Source organism: Mesonia profundi, from assembly GCF_031085155.1.
GTDB classification, from domain to species: domain Bacteria; phylum Bacteroidota; class Bacteroidia; order Flavobacteriales; family Flavobacteriaceae; genus Mesonia; species Mesonia profundi.
Genome location: NZ_JAVHUL010000008.1, coordinates 59,883 through 79,067 on the forward strand (window position 1 = coordinate 59,883; position 19,185 = coordinate 79,067).

Annotated in this window: 13 protein-coding genes; 1 reads left to right on the top strand and 12 read right to left on the bottom strand. The window is 36.9% G+C overall.

Annotated features, from left to right (window positions below; genetic code table 11):
* Position 1: 1 nt before the first annotated feature.
* The 6 genes from uvrB to RBU60_RS04675 form a co-directional block, all read right to left on the bottom strand.
* A complete protein-coding gene (uvrB, locus tag RBU60_RS04650; protein WP_308863517.1) occupies positions 2 to 2,011 on the bottom strand; it encodes an excinuclease ABC subunit UvrB in 2,010 nt (669 codons plus the stop codon).
* 67 nt (positions 2,012 to 2,078) lie between these two features.
* Positions 2,079 to 4,406: a choice-of-anchor L domain-containing protein gene (locus tag RBU60_RS04655; RefSeq protein ID WP_308863518.1), complete on the bottom strand. Its 2,328-nt coding sequence runs from the start codon at positions 4,404 to 4,406 to the stop codon at positions 2,079 to 2,081.
* A 97-nt stretch (positions 4,407 to 4,503) separates the two neighbouring features.
* Positions 4,504 to 6,885 carry a gliding motility-associated C-terminal domain-containing protein gene (locus RBU60_RS04660; protein ID WP_308863519.1) on the bottom strand — a complete coding sequence of 794 codons (2,382 nt, stop codon included), beginning with the start codon at positions 6,883 to 6,885 and terminating at the stop codon, positions 4,504 to 4,506.
* 224 nt (positions 6,886 to 7,109) lie between these two features.
* Complete coding sequence (locus tag RBU60_RS04665; protein ID WP_308863520.1) at positions 7,110 to 9,983, bottom strand: T9SS type B sorting domain-containing protein; 2,874 nt, start codon at positions 9,981 to 9,983, stop codon at positions 7,110 to 7,112.
* A gap of 235 nt (positions 9,984 to 10,218) precedes the next feature.
* Positions 10,219 to 11,055 (bottom strand): ABC transporter permease, encoded by an 837-nt coding sequence (locus tag RBU60_RS04670; RefSeq protein ID WP_308863521.1) that lies wholly within the window; start codon positions 11,053 to 11,055, stop codon positions 10,219 to 10,221.
* On the bottom strand, positions 11,056 to 11,964 hold the full coding sequence (locus tag RBU60_RS04675; RefSeq protein ID WP_308863522.1) for an ABC transporter ATP-binding protein: 909 nt from the start codon (positions 11,962 to 11,964) through the stop codon (positions 11,056 to 11,058). It abuts the gene before it with no gap.
* Between the two features lie 94 nt (positions 11,965 to 12,058).
* Between RBU60_RS04675 and RBU60_RS04680 the strand changes: the two genes are divergently transcribed.
* Positions 12,059 to 13,126 carry a hypothetical protein gene (locus RBU60_RS04680; RefSeq protein WP_308863523.1) on the top strand — a complete coding sequence of 356 codons (1,068 nt, stop codon included), beginning with the start codon at positions 12,059 to 12,061 and terminating at the stop codon, positions 13,124 to 13,126.
* A 307-nt stretch (positions 13,127 to 13,433) separates the two neighbouring features.
* Here the strand turns inward: RBU60_RS04680 and RBU60_RS04685 are convergent, their stop codons facing one another.
* The 6 genes from RBU60_RS04685 to RBU60_RS04710 form a co-directional block, all read right to left on the bottom strand.
* A complete protein-coding gene (locus RBU60_RS04685) occupies positions 13,434 to 14,204 on the bottom strand; it encodes a DJ-1/PfpI family protein (RefSeq protein WP_308863524.1) in 771 nt (256 codons plus the stop codon).
* 142 nt (positions 14,205 to 14,346) lie between these two features.
* Positions 14,347 to 15,405 (bottom strand): nucleoid-associated protein, encoded by a 1,059-nt coding sequence (locus RBU60_RS04690; protein WP_308863525.1) that lies wholly within the window; start codon positions 15,403 to 15,405, stop codon positions 14,347 to 14,349.
* Positions 15,406 to 15,562: 157 nt separating this feature from the next.
* The gene (locus RBU60_RS04695) at positions 15,563 to 16,084 is read right to left on the bottom strand and encodes an IS1096 element passenger TnpR family protein (RefSeq protein ID WP_308863553.1); all 522 of its coding nucleotides are present in this window, start codon (positions 16,082 to 16,084) and stop codon (positions 15,563 to 15,565) included.
* A 42-nt stretch (positions 16,085 to 16,126) separates the two neighbouring features.
* Positions 16,127 to 17,149: a COX15/CtaA family protein gene (locus RBU60_RS04700; RefSeq protein ID WP_308863526.1), complete on the bottom strand. Its 1,023-nt coding sequence runs from the start codon at positions 17,147 to 17,149 to the stop codon at positions 16,127 to 16,129.
* A gap of 43 nt (positions 17,150 to 17,192) precedes the next feature.
* Positions 17,193 to 18,620 carry a CCA tRNA nucleotidyltransferase gene (locus tag RBU60_RS04705; RefSeq protein ID WP_308863527.1) on the bottom strand — a complete coding sequence of 476 codons (1,428 nt, stop codon included), beginning with the start codon at positions 18,618 to 18,620 and terminating at the stop codon, positions 17,193 to 17,195.
* A gap of 1 nt (position 18,621) precedes the next feature.
* Positions 18,622 to 19,182 (bottom strand): L-threonylcarbamoyladenylate synthase, encoded by a 561-nt coding sequence (locus RBU60_RS04710; RefSeq protein ID WP_308863528.1) that lies wholly within the window; start codon positions 19,180 to 19,182, stop codon positions 18,622 to 18,624.
* Between the last annotated feature and the right edge of the window lie 3 nt (positions 19,183 to 19,185).

Here is a 19,185-nt window from a genome sequence, read left to right on the forward strand (position 1 = left end):
TTTAGTCTTGCTTTTCTTTCTTTAATTTCTCTTGTAACATTTTAATCTCATCCCTTAGCTGCGCTGCCGTCATAAAGTCTAATTCTTTGGCCGCAGCTTCCATTCCTTTGCGCACTTTACGAATGCGATCTTCTAATTGATTCTCTGTAAAGTAAGTCACTTCTTCTTCGGCAGCTTTTAAACTGGATGCTTTTTCAAATTTGTAAGGCTCTATTTTCTTACCAGCCAAAGCACTATCTAAAGATTTATTTAATGCTGTTGGCGTGATGTTGTGTTTGGTGTTGTAATTAATCTGTTTCGTTCTTCTGTACTCGGTTTCATCGATGGTTTTTTGCATGCTTTTGGTGATTTTATCGGCATACATAATCGCTCTTCCTTCCAAGTGCCTTGCAGCTCTACCAATGGTTTGCGTTAACGAACGCGCACTTCTTAAAAAACCTTCTTTATCGGCGTCTAAGATAGCGACCAAAGAGACTTCAGGTAAATCTAGACCTTCTCGTAATAAATTGACACCTATCAACACATCAAAAATACCTTTTCGTAAGTCGTGCATAATTTCTACCCGTTCTAAGGTATCAATATCACTATGTATGTAGCGACAACGAATATCGATTCTGCTTAAGTATTTGGTCAGTTCTTCCGCCATTCGCTTTGTTAATGTGGTGACCAAGATTCGCTGGTCTTTTTCTACTCGAATTTGAATTTCTTCGATTAAATCATCAATTTGATTAAGACTAGGACGCACTTCAATAATGGGATCCAACAATCCTGTGGGTCTAATTATTTGTTCTACATAAACGCCATCGGTTTTTTGAAGTTCATAATCTGCTGGGGTAGCACTTACATAAATCACTTGATTTTGAAGCGCTTCAAATTCTTCAGACTTTAATGGGCGGTTGTCCATCGCAGCGGGAAGTCTGAATCCGTATTCTACCAAATTTTCCTTACGGCTACGATCTCCCCCATACATCGCTCCAGTTTGTGGAATGGTGACGTGACTTTCATCTACAATCATCAAATAATCGTCGGGGAAATAATCTAATAGACAGAAAGGACGTGTGCCTGGCAACCTCCCATCTAAATACCTAGAGTAGTTTTCAATCCCCGAGCAATACCCCAATTCCCGAATCATTTCCAAATCAAAATTGGTGCGTTCTTCCAAACGTTTTGCTTCTAGCGGTTTTCCAATCTCTTGAAAGTAATTTACTTGCTTTCCTAAATCCAAACTAATTTGATCGATAGCGCCATTTAAGACATCTGGCGAGGTCACAAACATATTCGCAGGATATATATTTAGGCGATCGTATTTTTCAAGAATTTCATTGGTTTTTACATCAAAAGACTCAATTTCTTCAATTTCATCCCCAAAAAAATGAACGCGGAAAGCATCATCGGCGTAGCTAGGGAAAATATCTATGGTATCTCCTTTAATTCTGAAATTACCGTGCTGAAATTCCGCTTCGGTTCTCGCATATAAACTTTGTACCAAGCGATGTAATAATTTGGTTCTAGAAATCTCTTGATCTTTTTCAATAGAAATCACATTCTTCTTGAATTCTACTGGGTTTCCAATACCGTATAAACAACTTACCGAAGCAACCACAATCACATCCCGTCTCCCCGAAAGTAGGGAAGAAGTAGTGCTTAAACGCAATTTTTCAATTTCGTCGTTGATGGATAAATCTTTTTCTATATAGGTTCCTGAAGAGGGAATAAAAGCTTCCGGTTGGTAGTAATCGTAATAGGAAACAAAATATTCTACCGCATTATCTGGAAAGAAGGCTTTAAACTCGGAGTATAATTGTGCCGCCAGCGTTTTATTATGCGCCAAAACTAGCGTAGGACGCTCTACTTTCTCGATGACATTGGCAACGGTAAAGGTTTTTCCAGAACCGGTAACGCCAAGCAAAGTTTGGTAACGTTCGTTACTATTGATTCCCTCTGTCAATTTTTTAATTGCTTGAGGTTGATCTCCCGTTGGTTTATAATCAGATTTTAAATTGAATTTCATGTCGCAAATTTAATTCCGCTTGACGGAAATCTTGAGTTAACTGATAAAAGATAAATTTACTTAAAACCTATCGCTTTAAGGTAAAATGTGACTTAAAATTATAGCCGTCTAAGAGTTCTATTCTAAACCAGTATTCGTTAGAGGGCAGTTTTTTTCCGTTATAGAAACCGTCCCAAGAATCGTATGGAGAAAGCACCTGAAGCATTTTGCCAAACCGATCAAAAATAACAATTCTCTTGGTGAGTCGGTTACCTCTATCTGTTCCTAACAATCTCCACGTATCATTTATCCCGTCTTGATTGGGCGTAAAAAACTTCATATAACCAATCACATAAATCTCTTTAGAACTAATTCCGCAGCCATTTTTATCTTTTACATAAATGGTCTGTTTGCCAGGTTTTACATCAAAAATAGGATTCGTAGTATACGGTCCACTACTAGTATTAATAGCGTAAGTGTAATCTCCGATTCCTGAAGCTATGATTTCTAGTTGGTAATCTTCAAAATCTCCAATAAGATTATGAGAAATAATCGCCTTTTCGGAAGCAATTACCGTAATGCTATTCGTCACAGAACACGAATACGTAAGACCGTTTATTTGAATTTGTTGAGTGATACTCACTTCGTATGTTCCCGCTTCAGAAACTGTAATTTCTGGCGTGGTTGCTCCGTTATCCCATAAAAAGCTATAATTGTTAGGGTTTCCAATAACTCCAGAATTGATCTCTACTGAGTTTTCTTCGCCGCAAAAGGAAAAAGAGGTGTTTTCTTCCAATGACGGAGTGGGGGCTTGATCTAAAATAACCTCCACAATTCCTTGGCAGCCTAATGGGGTTTCTGCTCTGGCATAAATAGATTTTGGAAGTTCGGTTTTTAAAATTTCTATACTCGTGTTGAAAGGGTTTTCTTGGGTAATGGCATTTTCCGCAGTAGCGAAAAAATCAGCATAAAGATTACTAATTCCAATTTCATTTTCCAATAGTGGAATGGCATTGTTTAAATTGAAAACAATCGATTCTCCCACCGCACATTCTACAAAACGTACCGGATTGTACTGTCCTGAAGGTGTAGACAATGTGATTTCTATAATTCTAGAACACCCGCGTTGCGTTTCTATTCTTGCAAAAATAACCTGATTGGGAGTCGTGTTTTCAAAAGCAGAAGGATTGGGAATGGGATTGATCTCATTTTCGGCGGCATTTTGAGAAAGGTAATATCCTCCAAGGGCGTACAAGGGATTGTTGTTGGTAAAGGTATTGTTGTTGCTGCTCAAATCATAAATTGTAAGTCCGTCGTTATCATCATCGCACTCACTAATGGTCCTATTAACGATATTAGAAAAATCGGCATAGGCGATTACAATTTCATCTTCTGCGGTGCAGCCATTTCCATAATCTAAAATTACTTTGTAAGTCCCAGCAGCATCTATCGTGTAATTGATTTCATTTTGACCTTGGGCAAGAATGATTTCATTTCCATTGGTGTCTACCTCTAGCCACGTATAGTTTTGTGGGGTATTTCCGTTATCGGAAAGCTGTAGATTGTAGATTTCGCCTTCACAAAGTGCATTTTCGCGAGTGATGTCGGCGCCCAAATCTGCACCAATATTAAAACTACCTCCTTCTAAAAATACCGCAGAATCGTAGCGGTAATTTTGTTCATCGGCAATAATAAGTTTGATGTGATAAGTGGTATTTTGAACCACGGCAGCGGTTGCGGTTAGTGCTTTGGTTTGACCGTTAAAATTAATAGGAACATTGGTATCATTAAAGGAGCCAAAATACTGTTCGTTCTCGGCATCACAAGAACCCGGAATTTCTGGATGCACCGTAGTCACCTGCACAGGAATATTGGTTCCCGGAACTACGGCGATATTAGTGTAGTTTCCGCCTTGAGGTTTAATTAAAAACGCAAAAACATCTGAATAAATACAGGTACTAGAATCGTTTTCTTGATATTCTTCTGAAGCAAAAATGTACCTAAATTGGATGATATTCGCATTGGGAGTAAAATCGAACTCTAAAATCGTTGCGTTGGTGGTATTGGATACGCCTAGAATATCTTCTAAATCTTGATCGCCTCCCCATCCCGGCGCGTTATCGTCACTTAAGCTAGTATTGGGACCAGGAACGTGAGAAATTTTCCCTGTACTCATGACAATTCCGTTACCAAAAGGAAAACTGGTATTCATGCTTTCAAAATATCCAAAACTACTATCATTGTTGCCAAAATCACCAGAAACGGTATGAGTTACAGTCACATTCTCGATACAACCGCTATTAATGAGAATGTCTTCAATAAGTTCTTGCGGCGTAAAATTATTATTTACCGTGATGTATTGTCCTTGCGCACTAAGGCAAAAGAAACCTACAAGAAAGAAAAGTGAGTACTTCAATATTGAAATTTTGGGAGCACGAAAATACGCACTAAAGTTGATTTAAATGGACTGATAAAATATTTTTACTACAAAAATAATGTATTTTAACACGTGTTTATCGGTTTAAATATACCCAACCTTTATAAGGTCCGAATTTAGGATCTTTTAAGTCTAGGATATAAAAATATGTACCCGTAGGTAGATTATTTCCTACGTTGTTTAAGCCTTTATTGCTGGTGCCATCCCAAGCTTCTACCTTGTTATTTCCTTTATAAATTAAGGTACCGTAACGATTGAAGATTTGAAGTTCAAAATTTTCAAAAATATCATATAGTCCCGTGATAAAAAAGCTGTCATTAATACCATCGCCGTTGGGAGAGAATCCTTCGGGAATAAAGGGTTCGCAGTGTTGAGTAGAGATATCAAAAAAGTAAATATGTTGGCAAACTCCAGGTAGATTGCTGTCTACTCTAACAAATATTCTTTGCGGATTTTCAGTATTCTGATAAGAAAACGGAGCATTAATAGGATTTTCAAAACTGTTAGCATCGGCTAAAGAAAGAAAATAGCCTGTAATTTCTTCGTCTAAGCTTAAGTCGATTTGTGGGGTAACTTCACTCAAATCAAAGTCATTTGCATTAAAACCTGTATCACATTTTAAGTCTCCTTCTATTTCTGTAAGTGGTATTTCCTTAACGGAAAGTTGAAAAGAAACGAGATCATAACAAGCTTCGTAGTTAGAATTGTAGATTACCGCGTAAATAGTTTGCGGATTGTTGATGTTTTCGAAACTTGAAGGATTCGAAATAGGATTCGTTCCATTTTCGGCGTCGGCTTGATTCAAGTAATAATCAATACCTACATCTTGTTGATTGTTGCTAATTAAGCTCGTATTTTCCGTTAAGTCAAATAAAGAAATACCATCCATCTCACTCATGTCGCAGCTAAAAAGATCCTCTGGAATTCCAGCGATTGGAGTTGTGTAAACCCTTATAAAGAAAGAAGCTATGACAAAACAATCGGGATCTGTTGAAGATTGAATTTTGATGAAGACTTCTTGTGGGTTTTCAATATTTGGGTAGTTATTGGGACTTGTAATGGGGTCGATGTCATTTTCGGCATTCGAAAAACTAGTGTAGTAGGTTGCGGTAACATTTTGTTGTTCCCCAATAGCCAGATTGGTATTTTCTGAAAAGTCAAAAATTTCTACGCCATCGTTACTCATATCATCGCAGACTTCCATATCTAATGGCGGAGAAGCGATAAAAACATCTCCTAAATTAATGAACATCGAAATAATATTGTTGCTGGGATCTATTTCTGAAATAATTGTATTTTCTTGATTATCTAAGTTGACCTTTATTTCCAGCGTAAAATTACTCGGAATGGAATTAGGAATAGTTAAATCGATTTGGAAGCTTTCTGAAGCACCTGGAGCCAAATCATTTGGAGTAAATACCTCTTCGAGCAGTTGATCATCAGCAAAAAAAGTAACCGATGTTCCGCTGGGCAACACATCGGTACCATTAAAATTATCTATGGTATAATCTATACTGATTTCTCTCGAATTACAAGTGGTAGAGAAGTCATCTATGTTCACCGCAGGATCTGGCAGAATACTATTAAAAACGGTCACCACGCTGTTTACCATTACATAATCTGCAAAGGAAGTGAGTTCTATCGTGGCCGAAGTATCTCCAATATTAATGTAGTTTTCCACTTCATACACATCCAAATCCATATTGTATAAATCTGTTGCTCCCGTAAAACTATTGGTGCCGTTAAAAGCATTATCGGGAGGGTTAAGGGCATTGCTTAAAACATTTCCATTAAGTTTTAGCTGTTCGCCATCGGCAAGAGAGGCATCCCCTTCCCAAGCTAAAAAACCTATTTTTGCACCTTGGGTATCAATCACATTTAAGTTGTCTAATTGAAATTCTAAACTGTTGTTTTGATAGGTTCCTACCAGCTCAAATCCATCATAGAGATTAATTTGATTGGAAGGTAGAGATAAATCTTCGTAAACAATGATGATGCTCCAGCCTCCATAATTAACGCCATCATTGCAATGCAGCGGGTTGATAAAATCGAGTAAATTTAAATCGGATATGGTGTATGCTCCATTTCCTTCACTTTGCACAATGGAAGTAACATCTGCAAACGCTGCAAAAAAATCTAAGTTATTCACTAACAAACTAAATTCTCTTTGTGAACTTACCGGTTGGTTGTTGACCAGAATATCAAAATCTCCCGATCCCGAACCTGCCCAATAGATGTATGCAGCTTCTACTTGCTGACCTGGATCTAGGGAAAGCATGGCAGAAGAGGAGGTTAAAATATTACAATTTTGGGCATTCTCATTTTCCTCAAGATTGAGGGTGTTTCCAATAGCGGTATAATCGAAATTACCATTAAACTGTGTGTAGAGTTCCATCTCTTGACTCCAAATAGAACTTGTAAAAATGAGTAGAAATAGCAGGAGTAATCGTTTTCTCATAAGGGAAGAAATTTCATCTTTCTAAAGGTAAGCATATTTTTTTTATACCAATTTGAATCATTTTTGTCCGATAAAGAATCAAGAACCAAGACTTAACTGTAACTAATTGATAAACAGTAGTTTTTTGTTATAAACACAGTCCCTCACTCTTGATAAAATCATTTAAAAAAAGCAAGGTATTCATTTTAAAATCTTGCGATATTATTTGTTTAACCTGTTATTGATTACCTAATAAGGGATAACGAGCCCGTTAAAACCCTACCGTCTTCTAAAACAACCTTGTACCAATAATCGTTTGAAGGCATTTCTTTGCCGTTATAGCGACCGTCCCAACCTCTTGAATTTCCGTTAAGACTAACAAGTAGCTTTCCAAAACGATCGAAAATATAGATTTTTGCAGTCGCTAAATTACGTTCGTATTTCCCTAAAACTCTCCAGCGATCATTAAAGCCGTCTTCATTGGGAGTAAAAAACTTCATCACACCTTGAATACCAATTGTTTTTTTACTAATTCCGCAGCCATAAAGATCTTTTACATAAATATCATAAACACCCGGAGTTAAGTTTTCAAAATAGGACTCCGATTGGTATGGACCTACACTGCTATTTAAGGCATATTGGTAATTTCCAACGGCATCTTCATTTAGAATGATGTGAATGCTGTTGTTTTCTGAAAAGTCATTTACTTCCACTTCAAAATTTGCTTTATTGGAAGCTGTTATGGTAAAATTTCTCGTTTGGCTGCAGCCGAATGAATTGGTGACCCTAAGAGTATGTGAAGTGAGTTCATTGGTTTCTATACTTTCGGTAGTTTCTCCCGAAGGGCTCCAGAGGTAGGTGTAGTTTTCGATTAAAGCTGAAGGAATACCGCTATTTAAGGTGGTTTTTCTAGGTAAATCTTCTAAACAATAGATGATTTCGGGAAGATCTTCGCCTACAGGAATATAATCGAACACTTCTAAGTGAATTTCTACAATGTCTTGACACCCCATAGAAGTTTCTAATCGTAAATAAATCGTCTGATAGAAAGGAATTGTATTCTCAAAAGCATCCTGATTTCCTATAGGATTCTGTTTTAAAATGGCATCTTCTTGAGAGCTGTAAAAAATTCCGTTAAGGTTGGAATTACTATCCACGACCTGCTCTTTAATCTCTGAAAGATTGAAAATTTCTAGCCCCATATCATTGGTCGCACATACACTTTTGGTAACTTCTAGATCTTGAATTACAACGATATCTAAATTAAGCTTAGCTCTATTAGAACATCCAGTTTCTCTATCTAAGACTTTTACATATAAGGTATGCGGCAGGTTTACACTTTGATAATTAGCAAGATTATCGATGTTGTTGATTTCATTTTCGACATCCTCTAAAGTCTCATAGAAACTAGCCTCTAACGTAGAGGAGGTTTCAAGATTTGGATTGATATCAGTATAAAGATCTTCTAAGTTAAATGATGACGTGTTGGAATAACTTGTGGAGCAATTAAAATAGCTCACCTCATTGGCGACAGGTTTGTCATTATAAGTCACATTGGCGATTCCTTTAAAAGAACATTCCCCATTATTAGGTTCTATTTCTAACTTATAGGTATGGGAATAGGGAAGTGTCGTAACAGTATCAAAATTAAGGTCTAGGCTATTGCTGGTTTCGCCAACGATTACTTCTCCGTTTTTATACCAAGTATACGTAGCACCAGGTAGGTCTTCATAAAATAAGGTATAGTTTTCTTGCGGACAAAGTTTCAACTCGGTCACAATTTCATCGTCATCGCCATTAATGATATTGATGGTGTTTAAGAAAAAAGATTGAATAAAGGGAGGAAGACCAAAGGTAGCCGAGTTTCCGTTAAGGTTAATGGCTCCGTTTGCCGTAGATTCAGAATAGTTTACGCTGGCAGCATCAGCTTCAGGATCATTGATAACCGCCAAAATATTACTTCCTAAATTGGTTTTGTAAATTTTTCCGTTGGGAGCCAATTGTAGAGCGGTGGCAGCAGCTCCATTAGCTCCAGGAACCGGCTGTATACTGTTGGGAATATCTGCACTCTCCAAATCCCATTGGTATAAGGTTAAAATATCTTGCTTCGTAGTAGTCGCATAGGCTTTCTGGGTTTGTATAGAAAACTCAACGCCGTAAGCATTTACCTCTTCTATTAAAGGAATGTTGTTGGAAATGTCTCCCGTAACCGGATTGAAATCTGTTAAGTAAACACCGCCATCCTCTACATCTTCATTGCCTACTTGATTGTACGTTCTTGTATTGTGAGCAATGAGTATTTTTTCTCCATTGGGAGAAGCTTTCATATACCCTAATGCACTTCTTCTGTAGGAAGAAATAGGTAGGGTAGGACCTACTTCAGAAATAACAGGATTGGTATTTACGCCTGCGGCATCAATTTTAAACGCATAAAAGGAATCGATAAAATGGGTGATGACCCAGATGGAGTTGCAATCACTTCCTTTTACAGCTGTGATTTTCTCTGAACACTTGTATTTAATTTCTTCGGAATCATTAGGATCATAAGTGACTAAAGGCATATTTTTTTCCGTGGAAACGATATCCCCCAAACCTCCATTAAGTGTCATATCGACTAAAGAGTAGTTGAGGCCATTATTGTAGCCGTCATCATCTTGCGGAATGGAGCCGTTAATATCTGTGTATAAAGGAATAGGATTTCCATTGGCATCTGCGGGACCCTGATTGGGATAAGCATTTGCATTTTCATGATGAGGTTCGTCTACTGTAAAGACATAATAGAAATCAGTGTTGGTAGGATGTGGAACAATAAGTCCGCTGGAGGTACTCGAAGGATCTCCTAATAAGCCGGTGCCGTCAAAGTAATTAGCGTTGGCCATAATTTGGTGGTTTCTATTCCAAACCGTTCTGCCATCGGTATAAAAAATGAGTTGCCCATTCTCATCGGAAATAGAGGAACAACCTTCATTGGTACTTAATTCACCATTGTTTACTGCAGAAGGCGGACTCGTATTGAAATTTACGCCTGCCTTGTTTCCAAAATACCAATTGTTTGCTTCTCCTTGGGCATAAATCCCAGTAGATAAAAGTATAAATAAGAAGCATAACAGTTTATTCATGGAGTGGATTTCCTCAAAAATAGTAATATTATATGTAGTCTTTAGTTAAATAATAAAAAAAGCACCCTGAATACTAAGCTCTTTAGAAACTTAGTATTCAGGGGGTTTTGATTTATATTTATGATTTTAATTCCTTGTTATCCGTTAAGAACCAAGAACCAAGACATTATTTTTTTAATCTTACGTCTTATATCTAATAGCGAAGCGGTCTAGAATCTAAGTCTGTCAAGACTTATTACAAGTCTCTACTTTTAAGAATCGCGAGTGATCCCCAAACAAATAAGGCTGTCCAGCCCAAAACGATTAAAATTTGATACCAATGTACCGCATAATCAAAGGCGATATCGGTTTGAAGTTGATTTGCTGCAGACTGGATTACATTTAATCTAGTAAGGGGTTGCTTCACCAAATTAGACATAGACTCTAATGGGAAAAATTGCGTAATGTATTCCGTTTTTGTGGCGTCGTTTATCACTAAAAATCTTAAAATTCCAACAACAACGCTTTCTACAATCCACCATACAAATAAGAATCCAAGAGCAAAAGCAGAACGTTTTACCAAAACGCCTAAAAACATACAAAAAGTAAAGAATCCTAAAAGTTTTACAAAATAAGCGAGTAGGTGTTCTAAATCTGAAAATATGATTCCGATTTCGGTATAATCCGAAAAGATTAATCCTAAAATCAAAGAGACGATAAAAATAAATACGGTCGAGATAAAAGCAAAACTCACTACGGTGTAAAACTTAGAGAGAATAAACTCTTTCTTGCTCAAGCCGTCAATCAAATTTTGTTTCAGCGTTCTATTGCTGTATTCGTTAGAAATAAGGGAGACGATGACAATCGCCAGAAAGATTTTGAGCAGCGCTGCACAATAGGTATTAAAGTGCCAAATGTAAGGAAAGTTAAAAATCCCTTGGTCGGCGATATGAATTTCTGCTCCAAATAAATTAAACCGAATAGAGGCTATTAAAGCTATAAACGTAAATAAACCAAAGTAGATAATCGATAAGACTTTAGCCGATTTACTGTATCTTAATTTTTCAAATTCTATAGTAAGTAATCGTAACATTTAGGCGCTTTTTTGGTTGGTTAATTTTAAAAATTGTTGTTCTAAACTTTCTTTTCTCTTCACCAAATGGGTAAGAATAATATCTTTTTGAATGAGCATTCTGTTTAATTCTTCTGCTTCGACAGGTTTAGACAAAATCGCGGTCATGTATTCTTCTTCGGGATTTTTCTTTACGGAATCAAATAAACCATTTTCTGTTAAGGCAGTTTGCAATTTATCCATATCGCTGCTTTTAAGTTCAAAATAACCGTGATTAGCGTTTAATTGATCTACAGGACCCGAATATAATTTCACTCCTTTTCTAATAATAATAACGTGGTTACATACTTTTTCTACTTCATCTAATAAGTGAGAAGCCAAAAGAATGGTCGTTCCTGTGGAGGCAATCTTTTTAATGATTTGTCTAATCTGGTGAATTCCTTGCGGATCTAAGCCATTCGTCGGCTCATCCAAAATAAGTATTTCAGGATCGTTGAGAAGGGCAGAGGCAATCGCTAAACGCTGCTTCATTCCCAAAGAAAAACTTTGAAATTTGCTATCTCTACGGTCTAAAAGCCCTACAATCTCTAACTTTTCGTCTATCTTAGCTTGGGCTACATTTTTAATTTTGCAAACCAAATTTAAGTTTTGAGCCGCCGTCATATAAGGGTAAAAGTTAGGGCTTTCTATAATAGCACCTACTTTTTTTAAGGCTTCGTGGGTGGAATCGCTTCCGTCAAACCAATGAAAATCTCCACTGGTTTTGTTGACCACGTTGAGGACCATTCCTAGAGTTGTCGATTTTCCACTTCCGTTAGGGCCTAAGATTCCGTAGACATTTCCCTTTTCAATGGTAAAGGATAAGTCCTTTACCGCGGTGATAGGACCAAATTTTTTCGTAATGTTGTTAAGCGTAAGAATTGTTTTCAAAATAAGATCAATTTATAAGTAGGACGTCTAAGTTAACGTTTTGTTACAATGAAATTACACAAGAGAATACTATTTTTATAAAAACCGAAAATTAATGGATGAGAAGTTGATGTCAAAAAAAAAGCCTAGTTTCCCTATCAATGAGAGACTTAGCAAGTATTTGATTAAACATAATCGCAATACAAAGATTCCCGTTTTCTATGAAGATTTGTTGAGGTTTTCGGGATCTATCGTGGTGTATGATCAACACGATGAAGATACGCTTTGGGTGCGTTGTTATTATCCAGATCATGAGCGAACAGAGATAGACAATAGTCTAAAACGCGTTTACACCATTTTGCACTCTGATGGTAGTGATGATTCTTTTGAGTTTTTAAATGTAGATGCTATTGATTACTGTACTTTTGGAAACTCCAAACCTTTTAGAGTTAAAGTAAGAAATATTCTCAATGATAGTTTTACTTACTTCTATGTAAAGAAAGCCGATGCTTCTAGAATCTATGGATTGGAGTTTGAACATATCCTTTCTCCGCATCGTATTAACTTCCTTATTTATAAAGACACGCTTATTGAAGAGCATATAGCTGGCATTCCTGGAGATGTTTTTATTGAAGAAAAACTACAAGACTGCGATGAACGTGAAAAAACCCAAATTGCCAAGCAGTTTGTGAAATTTAATGAACGTTGTACGCTGCGATTGCTAGGAGATATGCGTTCGTATAATTATGTGGTCATTCCAACCCACGATTTTGATCACGTAGCCTATCAAATACGCGCGATTGATTTTGATCAACAATGTTACGAAGGGAAATTAAAAGTATACCGACCTCAATTCTTTAAGGAGAATTATGATATGGTGATGCTGGTGGCCAATAAATTGGAGCAGAGTTCTATTGAGCAATACCGAAGAGAAGAACGCTCCCAAGTGGCTAAACGACTCATTACCTCCCAAAAAAGATATAAAGAACTGATTCGTTGTATGATTCAAGACTCCATTTCTACCGAAGAAAATGTAAAAAGACTTAAAAACGATCTGGTAGAATTTTCTAAAGATGTCAAGTTTAGACGCGCAAAAACTATGGGACATATCTTAAAAACGGCCCTAGATTTTGTAAAACGAAATTACGTAGATACCAATACGAAAGAGGTTATGGAGTATTAAGATCATCCTATCCCTGACTATGCCGGCTCGGCCGGTCCATCTCTTTCCAGAGGAAAGGAAGTAGAAAAAAATTATCAATGTAGCTTTAAGCTAGAGCTAGTTTATTAGTCCTCCCTTCTGGGGAGGATATAGGGGGGGGATGAGAGGATAAATATAAAAAATCATCCTATCCCTGCCTTTGCAGGCAGGCTCAGCCTTGTCCGAACGTTTTATTTGGGCGGGACTTTCCAGAGGAAAGGGAGCAAGAAACACAAAAAAAGGCAGAAATTTTAATCAATTTCTGCCTTTTTTTTGTTTTTTTATACAATTAATAGTCTTGCTTCCAGTCTTGAAGCTGATCCAAATAAAGGTAAGATTCTACAAACTTGGTATGCTCTTTACTAGTCATTTTTGTCAGTAGATTTAAGGCAGAAATATAGCTGGTTAGATTTCCGTTAGAGGATAAAAACTTGCCATCTTCTACATAAGAAATCAAAGAATCATTCTGAACTTTTAATTCGGGATAGGTTTCTTGTAAGTCTTTTCCGCCGCCAATCCAAGTAACGATTTTCTTTCCTTTTGCGATCCCCGAAGCACCCACCAATTGAGCTCCCGCACAATTACTAACGGTATAAGTGGTTTCTTTGTTTTTTTCTTTTATGAAATCAACAATCTTGGGGTTATGCACTTGTGAATACATATCGTAAGCACTAGGAATAAAAAGAACTTCTAGTTGTGGACAATTTTCAAAGGTATAATCGGGGGTAAGTTTTAATCCTTCCTCGGTAACGATAGGCGTTTTGGTTTCGGCAATCGTAATGACATTAAAAAGTTGTTCCCCATCCTGAGTTGGTTTGGTAAAAACATCTGCCGTGGCAGTAATCTCTGTAGTTAACACCCCATTATACATCAACAGGCCAATGGTGGGTAAGTCTTCTTTAAAAGGTTTTAGATGTGTGGTTAGGGTATCAATTTGTGTTTCTTGAGACTCTTTAATCTTTGGCACATCTTTAGATTCTGATGAGTTCGAAATAAAAAAGTCACAGCTATAAAATAGGCTAAGGCTTAGAAGAAGAACGAGGAATGTTGATTTTTTCATCTTTTATTTTTTTTAGAATTAGTAGTGTCTGGTTAAATTTAAATCTAATTTCTATTTTCTAAAAGCATCAGCCGATAGAATTCATTCTGCCGGGCTGGCAAAGGCAGGGTCTAATATCTTAGTCGGATACGATTAATCTAACTTAACTCTTCTCTTCCTTATTAAAATAAATCAAGTAGTAATACATCTGTTTTTCTTCGTCCCAACCTTTTTCTAAATACTTCTCAGCACTTTCAGGATTTATAAAATCCATCTTAATTTGCACGTTGGTATCTAAATTAATGACACTCTTAATCTTTTTTCTAGCCGAGGTTACCGCGGTATTAGAAACCGGAAACTCCGTTAAATCTTCGATTTTATATTTAGGTGCTTTTTCGGTTTTATAATTTTGAAACTCAGGAATCAACTCTGGATTTTCCATTACTTCATTTAAGAAATTTGATTCTTGAAAGTTGTCATTTTTGGCAAAATGATTTACCGCACGGTTCATAAATAGCACCTCTTGCTGCTTGTCTTCGGCCGGTAGGACTACATCTTTGGCAAAATCCTGACAGAATTTTAAATATTTTTTGGTGTAAAAATTCTCATCGGCAAATACATCTACTCCTAAAAATTGCTCCAACCAATATTTAGTATCGTAGCGGTTAGAATCTATAGAAAGTACTCGGAATCCTTCCTCCTTGCCTTTATTAAAGATAAGTGCACCTTTATCAAGCTTGTTCAAATTAACTCCTTGTTGTAGGATAGCTTCAAGGTTTTCTGATTTTTCTTCAAACTGAAGAAAATCATGCTTCACTTCCGACTTAAAGATGCCAATAGCATCTACCTTTTCGTTATCGAGCAACATATTTTCAAAATAAACCACGTATAACTCCCCATTTTTAATATGCGGATGCTTTCCTTCATTAAAAAGAAGTTGGGCTATCTTTTTCGAATTTTCATGAATCTTGGTAGGATCATTAAATACTTCCGCGGCAGTGTTGTACAAATCGTGAAACTCTAAATCTGTTTCGTGCACAAACTGGTAGTAATTTTCTTCTTTTTCTCGAAATGACTTTAAAAAATACTCTTTCAGCAAAGCATTCAGCTCATCATTTAAAACGATGGGAGATTGCGAAAGAAAAAGGCCCTCATTTCTCGCTTTGTTGCCTACACGGTGAATAGAAAGCGACTCAATTTGGGCATTATATACGTTAATCATAGTGTTCTTTAAATTGAAATATTAATAATTAGGGCATTTCCCTGCGGGTCGGGCTATCCGCTATATCTTTTTATTTGTCAATACTTCTCGACTCCGCTCGAAGTGACAAATAAAAAAGGATGCCGCTACTATCCCTAATGCAAAATTGAAACAGAATTTAATTCCAGTTTTCGTCAAAATCCATATCATCCAAACTTTCAAAATCTCCTCCTTGACTGTAAAGATCTTCATCTTCTTCGGCATAAGGATCCTCTTCCGCTTCAAAGTTTTTGTCTGGCGGACTATCAGGTAACTGACCTTGCACAAACATCAGGTTAGGATAATCTCTTCCGTCTTCTGGCTGAGTGATATCGCCTAACTCTACGTAGAAAGTCCACATGCTAAAAAAGTCATACACGTAGATAAGTTGAGTTTGTTTTTTAGAAACGACCGTATCTAATGCGGTTTCGTTCATCATACGAACGGAATTGTTGCCCTCGCTCATATCAAACAAAACGATTTCCTCTCCTTGGTTCCACTCTTCATCACTAATATAAAAAGAAGCCATCTCTGTGCCATCAAAACCAAAAGCTTGGGTAATGGCATTGTGTAAATCTTCTAAAGTATCGTTTTCTTCAATCTCGATATCTCTAAAAACATCATCTAGTGTATCTAATACAATTCGAAATTTATAAATCATCATCTCACAAAATTTAGGATTGCAAAGTTAATCTTTTTAAACTTATTTACTGAATCTGTGAAGCGCAAATGTCATCCCCGAAATGAGAAAAAATGCACCTATTTGATGTGCCGCGCCTAACCATAAAGGAACCTGATTAATAATAGTAAATACTCCCAAAACAAATTGAAGAACTACTAAAATCACCAATAGATTAACACTGTATTTTTGAGCTTGGGTTAAACCAAATTTCTTAGCTACAAACCAAATAATCCCAATAACGATGACTACTAAATAAGCAAGCGTACGGTGAATAAACTGTATCCCACTGGGGTTTTCAATCAAGTTTTTATAAAAGGGTTCGAGTAAGTAAACCGTATGATGCATAAATTTTCCTTCATTCATCATGGGCCAGTGGTTGTGAAGCATCCCGGCTTTGAGTCCGGCTACAAATCCTCCATAAATAATCTGAACTAATAAAATAATTATTCCTGTCACAACCCAATTTTTTACTGGCTTTACGGCAGGTTTTCTATGTGGATATATTAAATCTAAAGCAACCCAAAGTGTCGCCGCAAACGTAATAAAAGCAGTGGTTAAATGGGCAGCTAGTCTAAAATGACTTACATCTGGCATCTTTACCAAACCGCTTTTGACCATATACCAACCTAAAAAGCCTTGGAAAGCTCCCAGAGACAATAAAACAATAGATTTTTTTATGGTAGGTTTACTCAGTTGCTTGGTAAATAAAAAGTAAAGAAAAGGAAGAATAAATACGACCCCTATAAATCTACCGATAACCCGGTGAAACCATTCCCAAAAATAAATCGATTTAAAATCAGACAACTCAAAATGAGTATTGTAAGAGTTATATTCGGGAAATTGTTTGTACAAATCAAACGCCTCCTGCCATTCAGCATCATTTAAGGGAGGGATGGTTCCCATGATGAGTTTATAATTGGACATCGATAAACCAGAATCGGTTAATCGCGTAATCCCGCCCACAAATACCATAATAAATAACAAAACGCAACCGGTGAGTAACCAGTAAATCACATTCTTATTATCTTTTGTTCTCTTTTTCATAACCTAGAATTAAAAAAAACGATTTAATTGCGATATTATCTGTTTAACTTGGTATTAACCCCAAAGCTTCTCCTTTTTTAACCATAAAAGCTTTAGCGGCTTCATATTCATTAGGGATTTCACCTTCTAGAATAGCCTCTTTTATGGCATTCTTAATCACTCCAATTTCTTTGGAAGGCTTAATGGCGAAAGTTTTCATGATTTCTTCTCCAGAAACAGGAGGTTGAAAATTACGAATATGATCTCTTTCTTCTACTTCTTTTAGCTTTTGCCGAACTACCTGAAAGTTGCGGTGATATTTTTTATAACGCTTGGGGTTTTTGGTGGTAATATCGGCTTCGCAAAGCGTCATGAGGTCTTCAATAGATTCTCCTGCATCAAAAATCAACCTTCGTACTGCCGAGTCGGTGACGTGATCTTCTGCAATCACAATAGGACGGGAGCTCATTAATACCATCTTTTGAACGAATTTCATTTTATCATTCAAGGGCATTTTAAGACGCTTAAATAAAGTAAACACCATTTTGGCGCCTACAAATTCGTGTCCGTGAAACGTCCAACCTATTTTTTTATGAAATTTTTTGGTGGGAGCTTTTCCTACATCGTGTAAAAGTGCTGCCCATCGCAACCAAACATTATCGGTGTTTTCTGCAATATTGTCAACTACTTCCAGGGTATGCCAGAAGTTATCTTTGTGCCGCTGCCCTTCCTTTTCATCGATACCTTGCAAAGCAGAAAGTTCTGGTAAGATAAGTGGTAAAAGCTGCGTTTTTCTGAGTAAGCCAAAACCTATTGAGGGTTTAGGAGAACTTAAAATTTTATTTAATTCATCTACAATGCGCTCTCTAGAAATAATCTTAATGCGCTTATGATGGTCTGTAATTGCTTGTAATGAAGCATCTTCGATTCTAAAACCTAATTGCGTAGCAAATCTAATGGCTCGCATCATACGCAAGGGGTCGTCAGAATACGTGATTCCCGGCTCCAATGGCGTTTGAATTAGCTGATTTTCTAAATCTCCCAAACCATTAAAGGGATCTAATAACTTTCCGAAGTTTTCTTTATTCAGTTGAAGCGCTAAAGCATTGATGGTAAAATCTCGTCGATTTTGATCATCTTCCAAAGAACCCGATTCTACTTCAGGATTTCTGCTGTCTTCTGAATACGATTCTTTGCGAGCGCCTACAAATTCTATTTCCAAATCAAAAGCACGAAGCATCGCCGTACCATAGGTTTTAAAAACTTGCACTTTAGGTTGGTGAGGCAAGAGTCGCGCTACTTCTTCCGCTAAGGAGATTCCGCTCCCAACGGCTACAATATCAATATCTTTTGCATCGCCTCTTTGTAAAAAGAAGTCACGAACAAAGCCGCCAATAGCGTAAGTTTCTAAGGAAAGATTATCTGCAGCCTGACTGATGTATTCAAAAATTTTATGAGATAAGGCTTCTGTATACGTTTTGTCTTCGGGCATTTTATTTTCTGATAATTTGCACTTTTCCGTCTAAAGTTAACTTAATAATGGTGGAGGGTTTAGCGCTTTTTTTTGCTGGCTGCAAATTTACAACATAGTCTACTCCTTTTAAAATTTCGGGAGCAATTTTGTCGAAAGATTTTGGAGTAGGTTGCCCACTAATATTGGCAGAAGTAGAAACGATAGGACGTTTAAATTTTCTGATTAATTTGTTGCAAAATGGATCTCCACAAACCCTAATAGCCAATGAATTATCATCTGCAATTAAATTTTCTGCCACTCTAATGGGATCATCGTAAATCACCGTGGTAGGTTGAGCGGCATATTTTAAGATATCGTAAGCCACTTCGGGAATCTCTTCTACGTATTGATTTAGCATCTTATAATCAGAAACCAAGCATACCATAGATTTGCTTTCTGCTCTTTTCTTTAAGGCAAAGATTTTATCAATCGCATCAGCATTGGTCGCGTCACAACCAATTCCCCAAACGGTGTCTGTAGGGTAAAGTATGAGTCCGCCTTGTTTTAAAACAGTCAGGCATTCGTGAATTTCGTCTATCATGAT

Coding starts and splice junctions, on each gene's coding strand:
- uvrB (WP_308863517.1), bottom strand. CDS start 2,011: ATGAAATTCAATTTAAAATCTGATTATAAACCAACGGGAGATCAACCT.
- RBU60_RS04660 (WP_308863519.1), bottom strand. CDS start 6,885: ATGAGAAAACGATTACTCCTGCTATTTCTACTCATTTTTACAAGTTCT.
- RBU60_RS04665 (WP_308863520.1), bottom strand. CDS start 9,983: ATGAATAAACTGTTATGCTTCTTATTTATACTTTTATCTACTGGGATT.
- RBU60_RS04670 (WP_308863521.1), bottom strand. CDS start 11,055: ATGTTACGATTACTTACTATAGAATTTGAAAAATTAAGATACAGTAAA.
- RBU60_RS04680 (WP_308863523.1), top strand. CDS start 12,059: ATGGATGAGAAGTTGATGTCAAAAAAAAAGCCTAGTTTCCCTATCAAT.
- RBU60_RS04685 (WP_308863524.1), bottom strand. CDS start 14,204: ATGAAAAAATCAACATTCCTCGTTCTTCTTCTAAGCCTTAGCCTATTT.
- RBU60_RS04690 (WP_308863525.1), bottom strand. CDS start 15,405: ATGATTAACGTATATAATGCCCAAATTGAGTCGCTTTCTATTCACCGT.
- RBU60_RS04695 (WP_308863553.1), bottom strand. CDS start 16,084: ATGATTTATAAATTTCGAATTGTATTAGATACACTAGATGATGTTTTT.
- RBU60_RS04700 (WP_308863526.1), bottom strand. CDS start 17,149: ATGAAAAAGAGAACAAAAGATAATAAGAATGTGATTTACTGGTTACTC.
- RBU60_RS04705 (WP_308863527.1), bottom strand. CDS start 18,620: ATGCCCGAAGACAAAACGTATACAGAAGCCTTATCTCATAAAATTTTT.
- RBU60_RS04710 (WP_308863528.1), bottom strand. CDS start 19,182: ATGATAGACGAAATTCACGAATGCCTGACTGTTTTAAAACAAGGCGGA.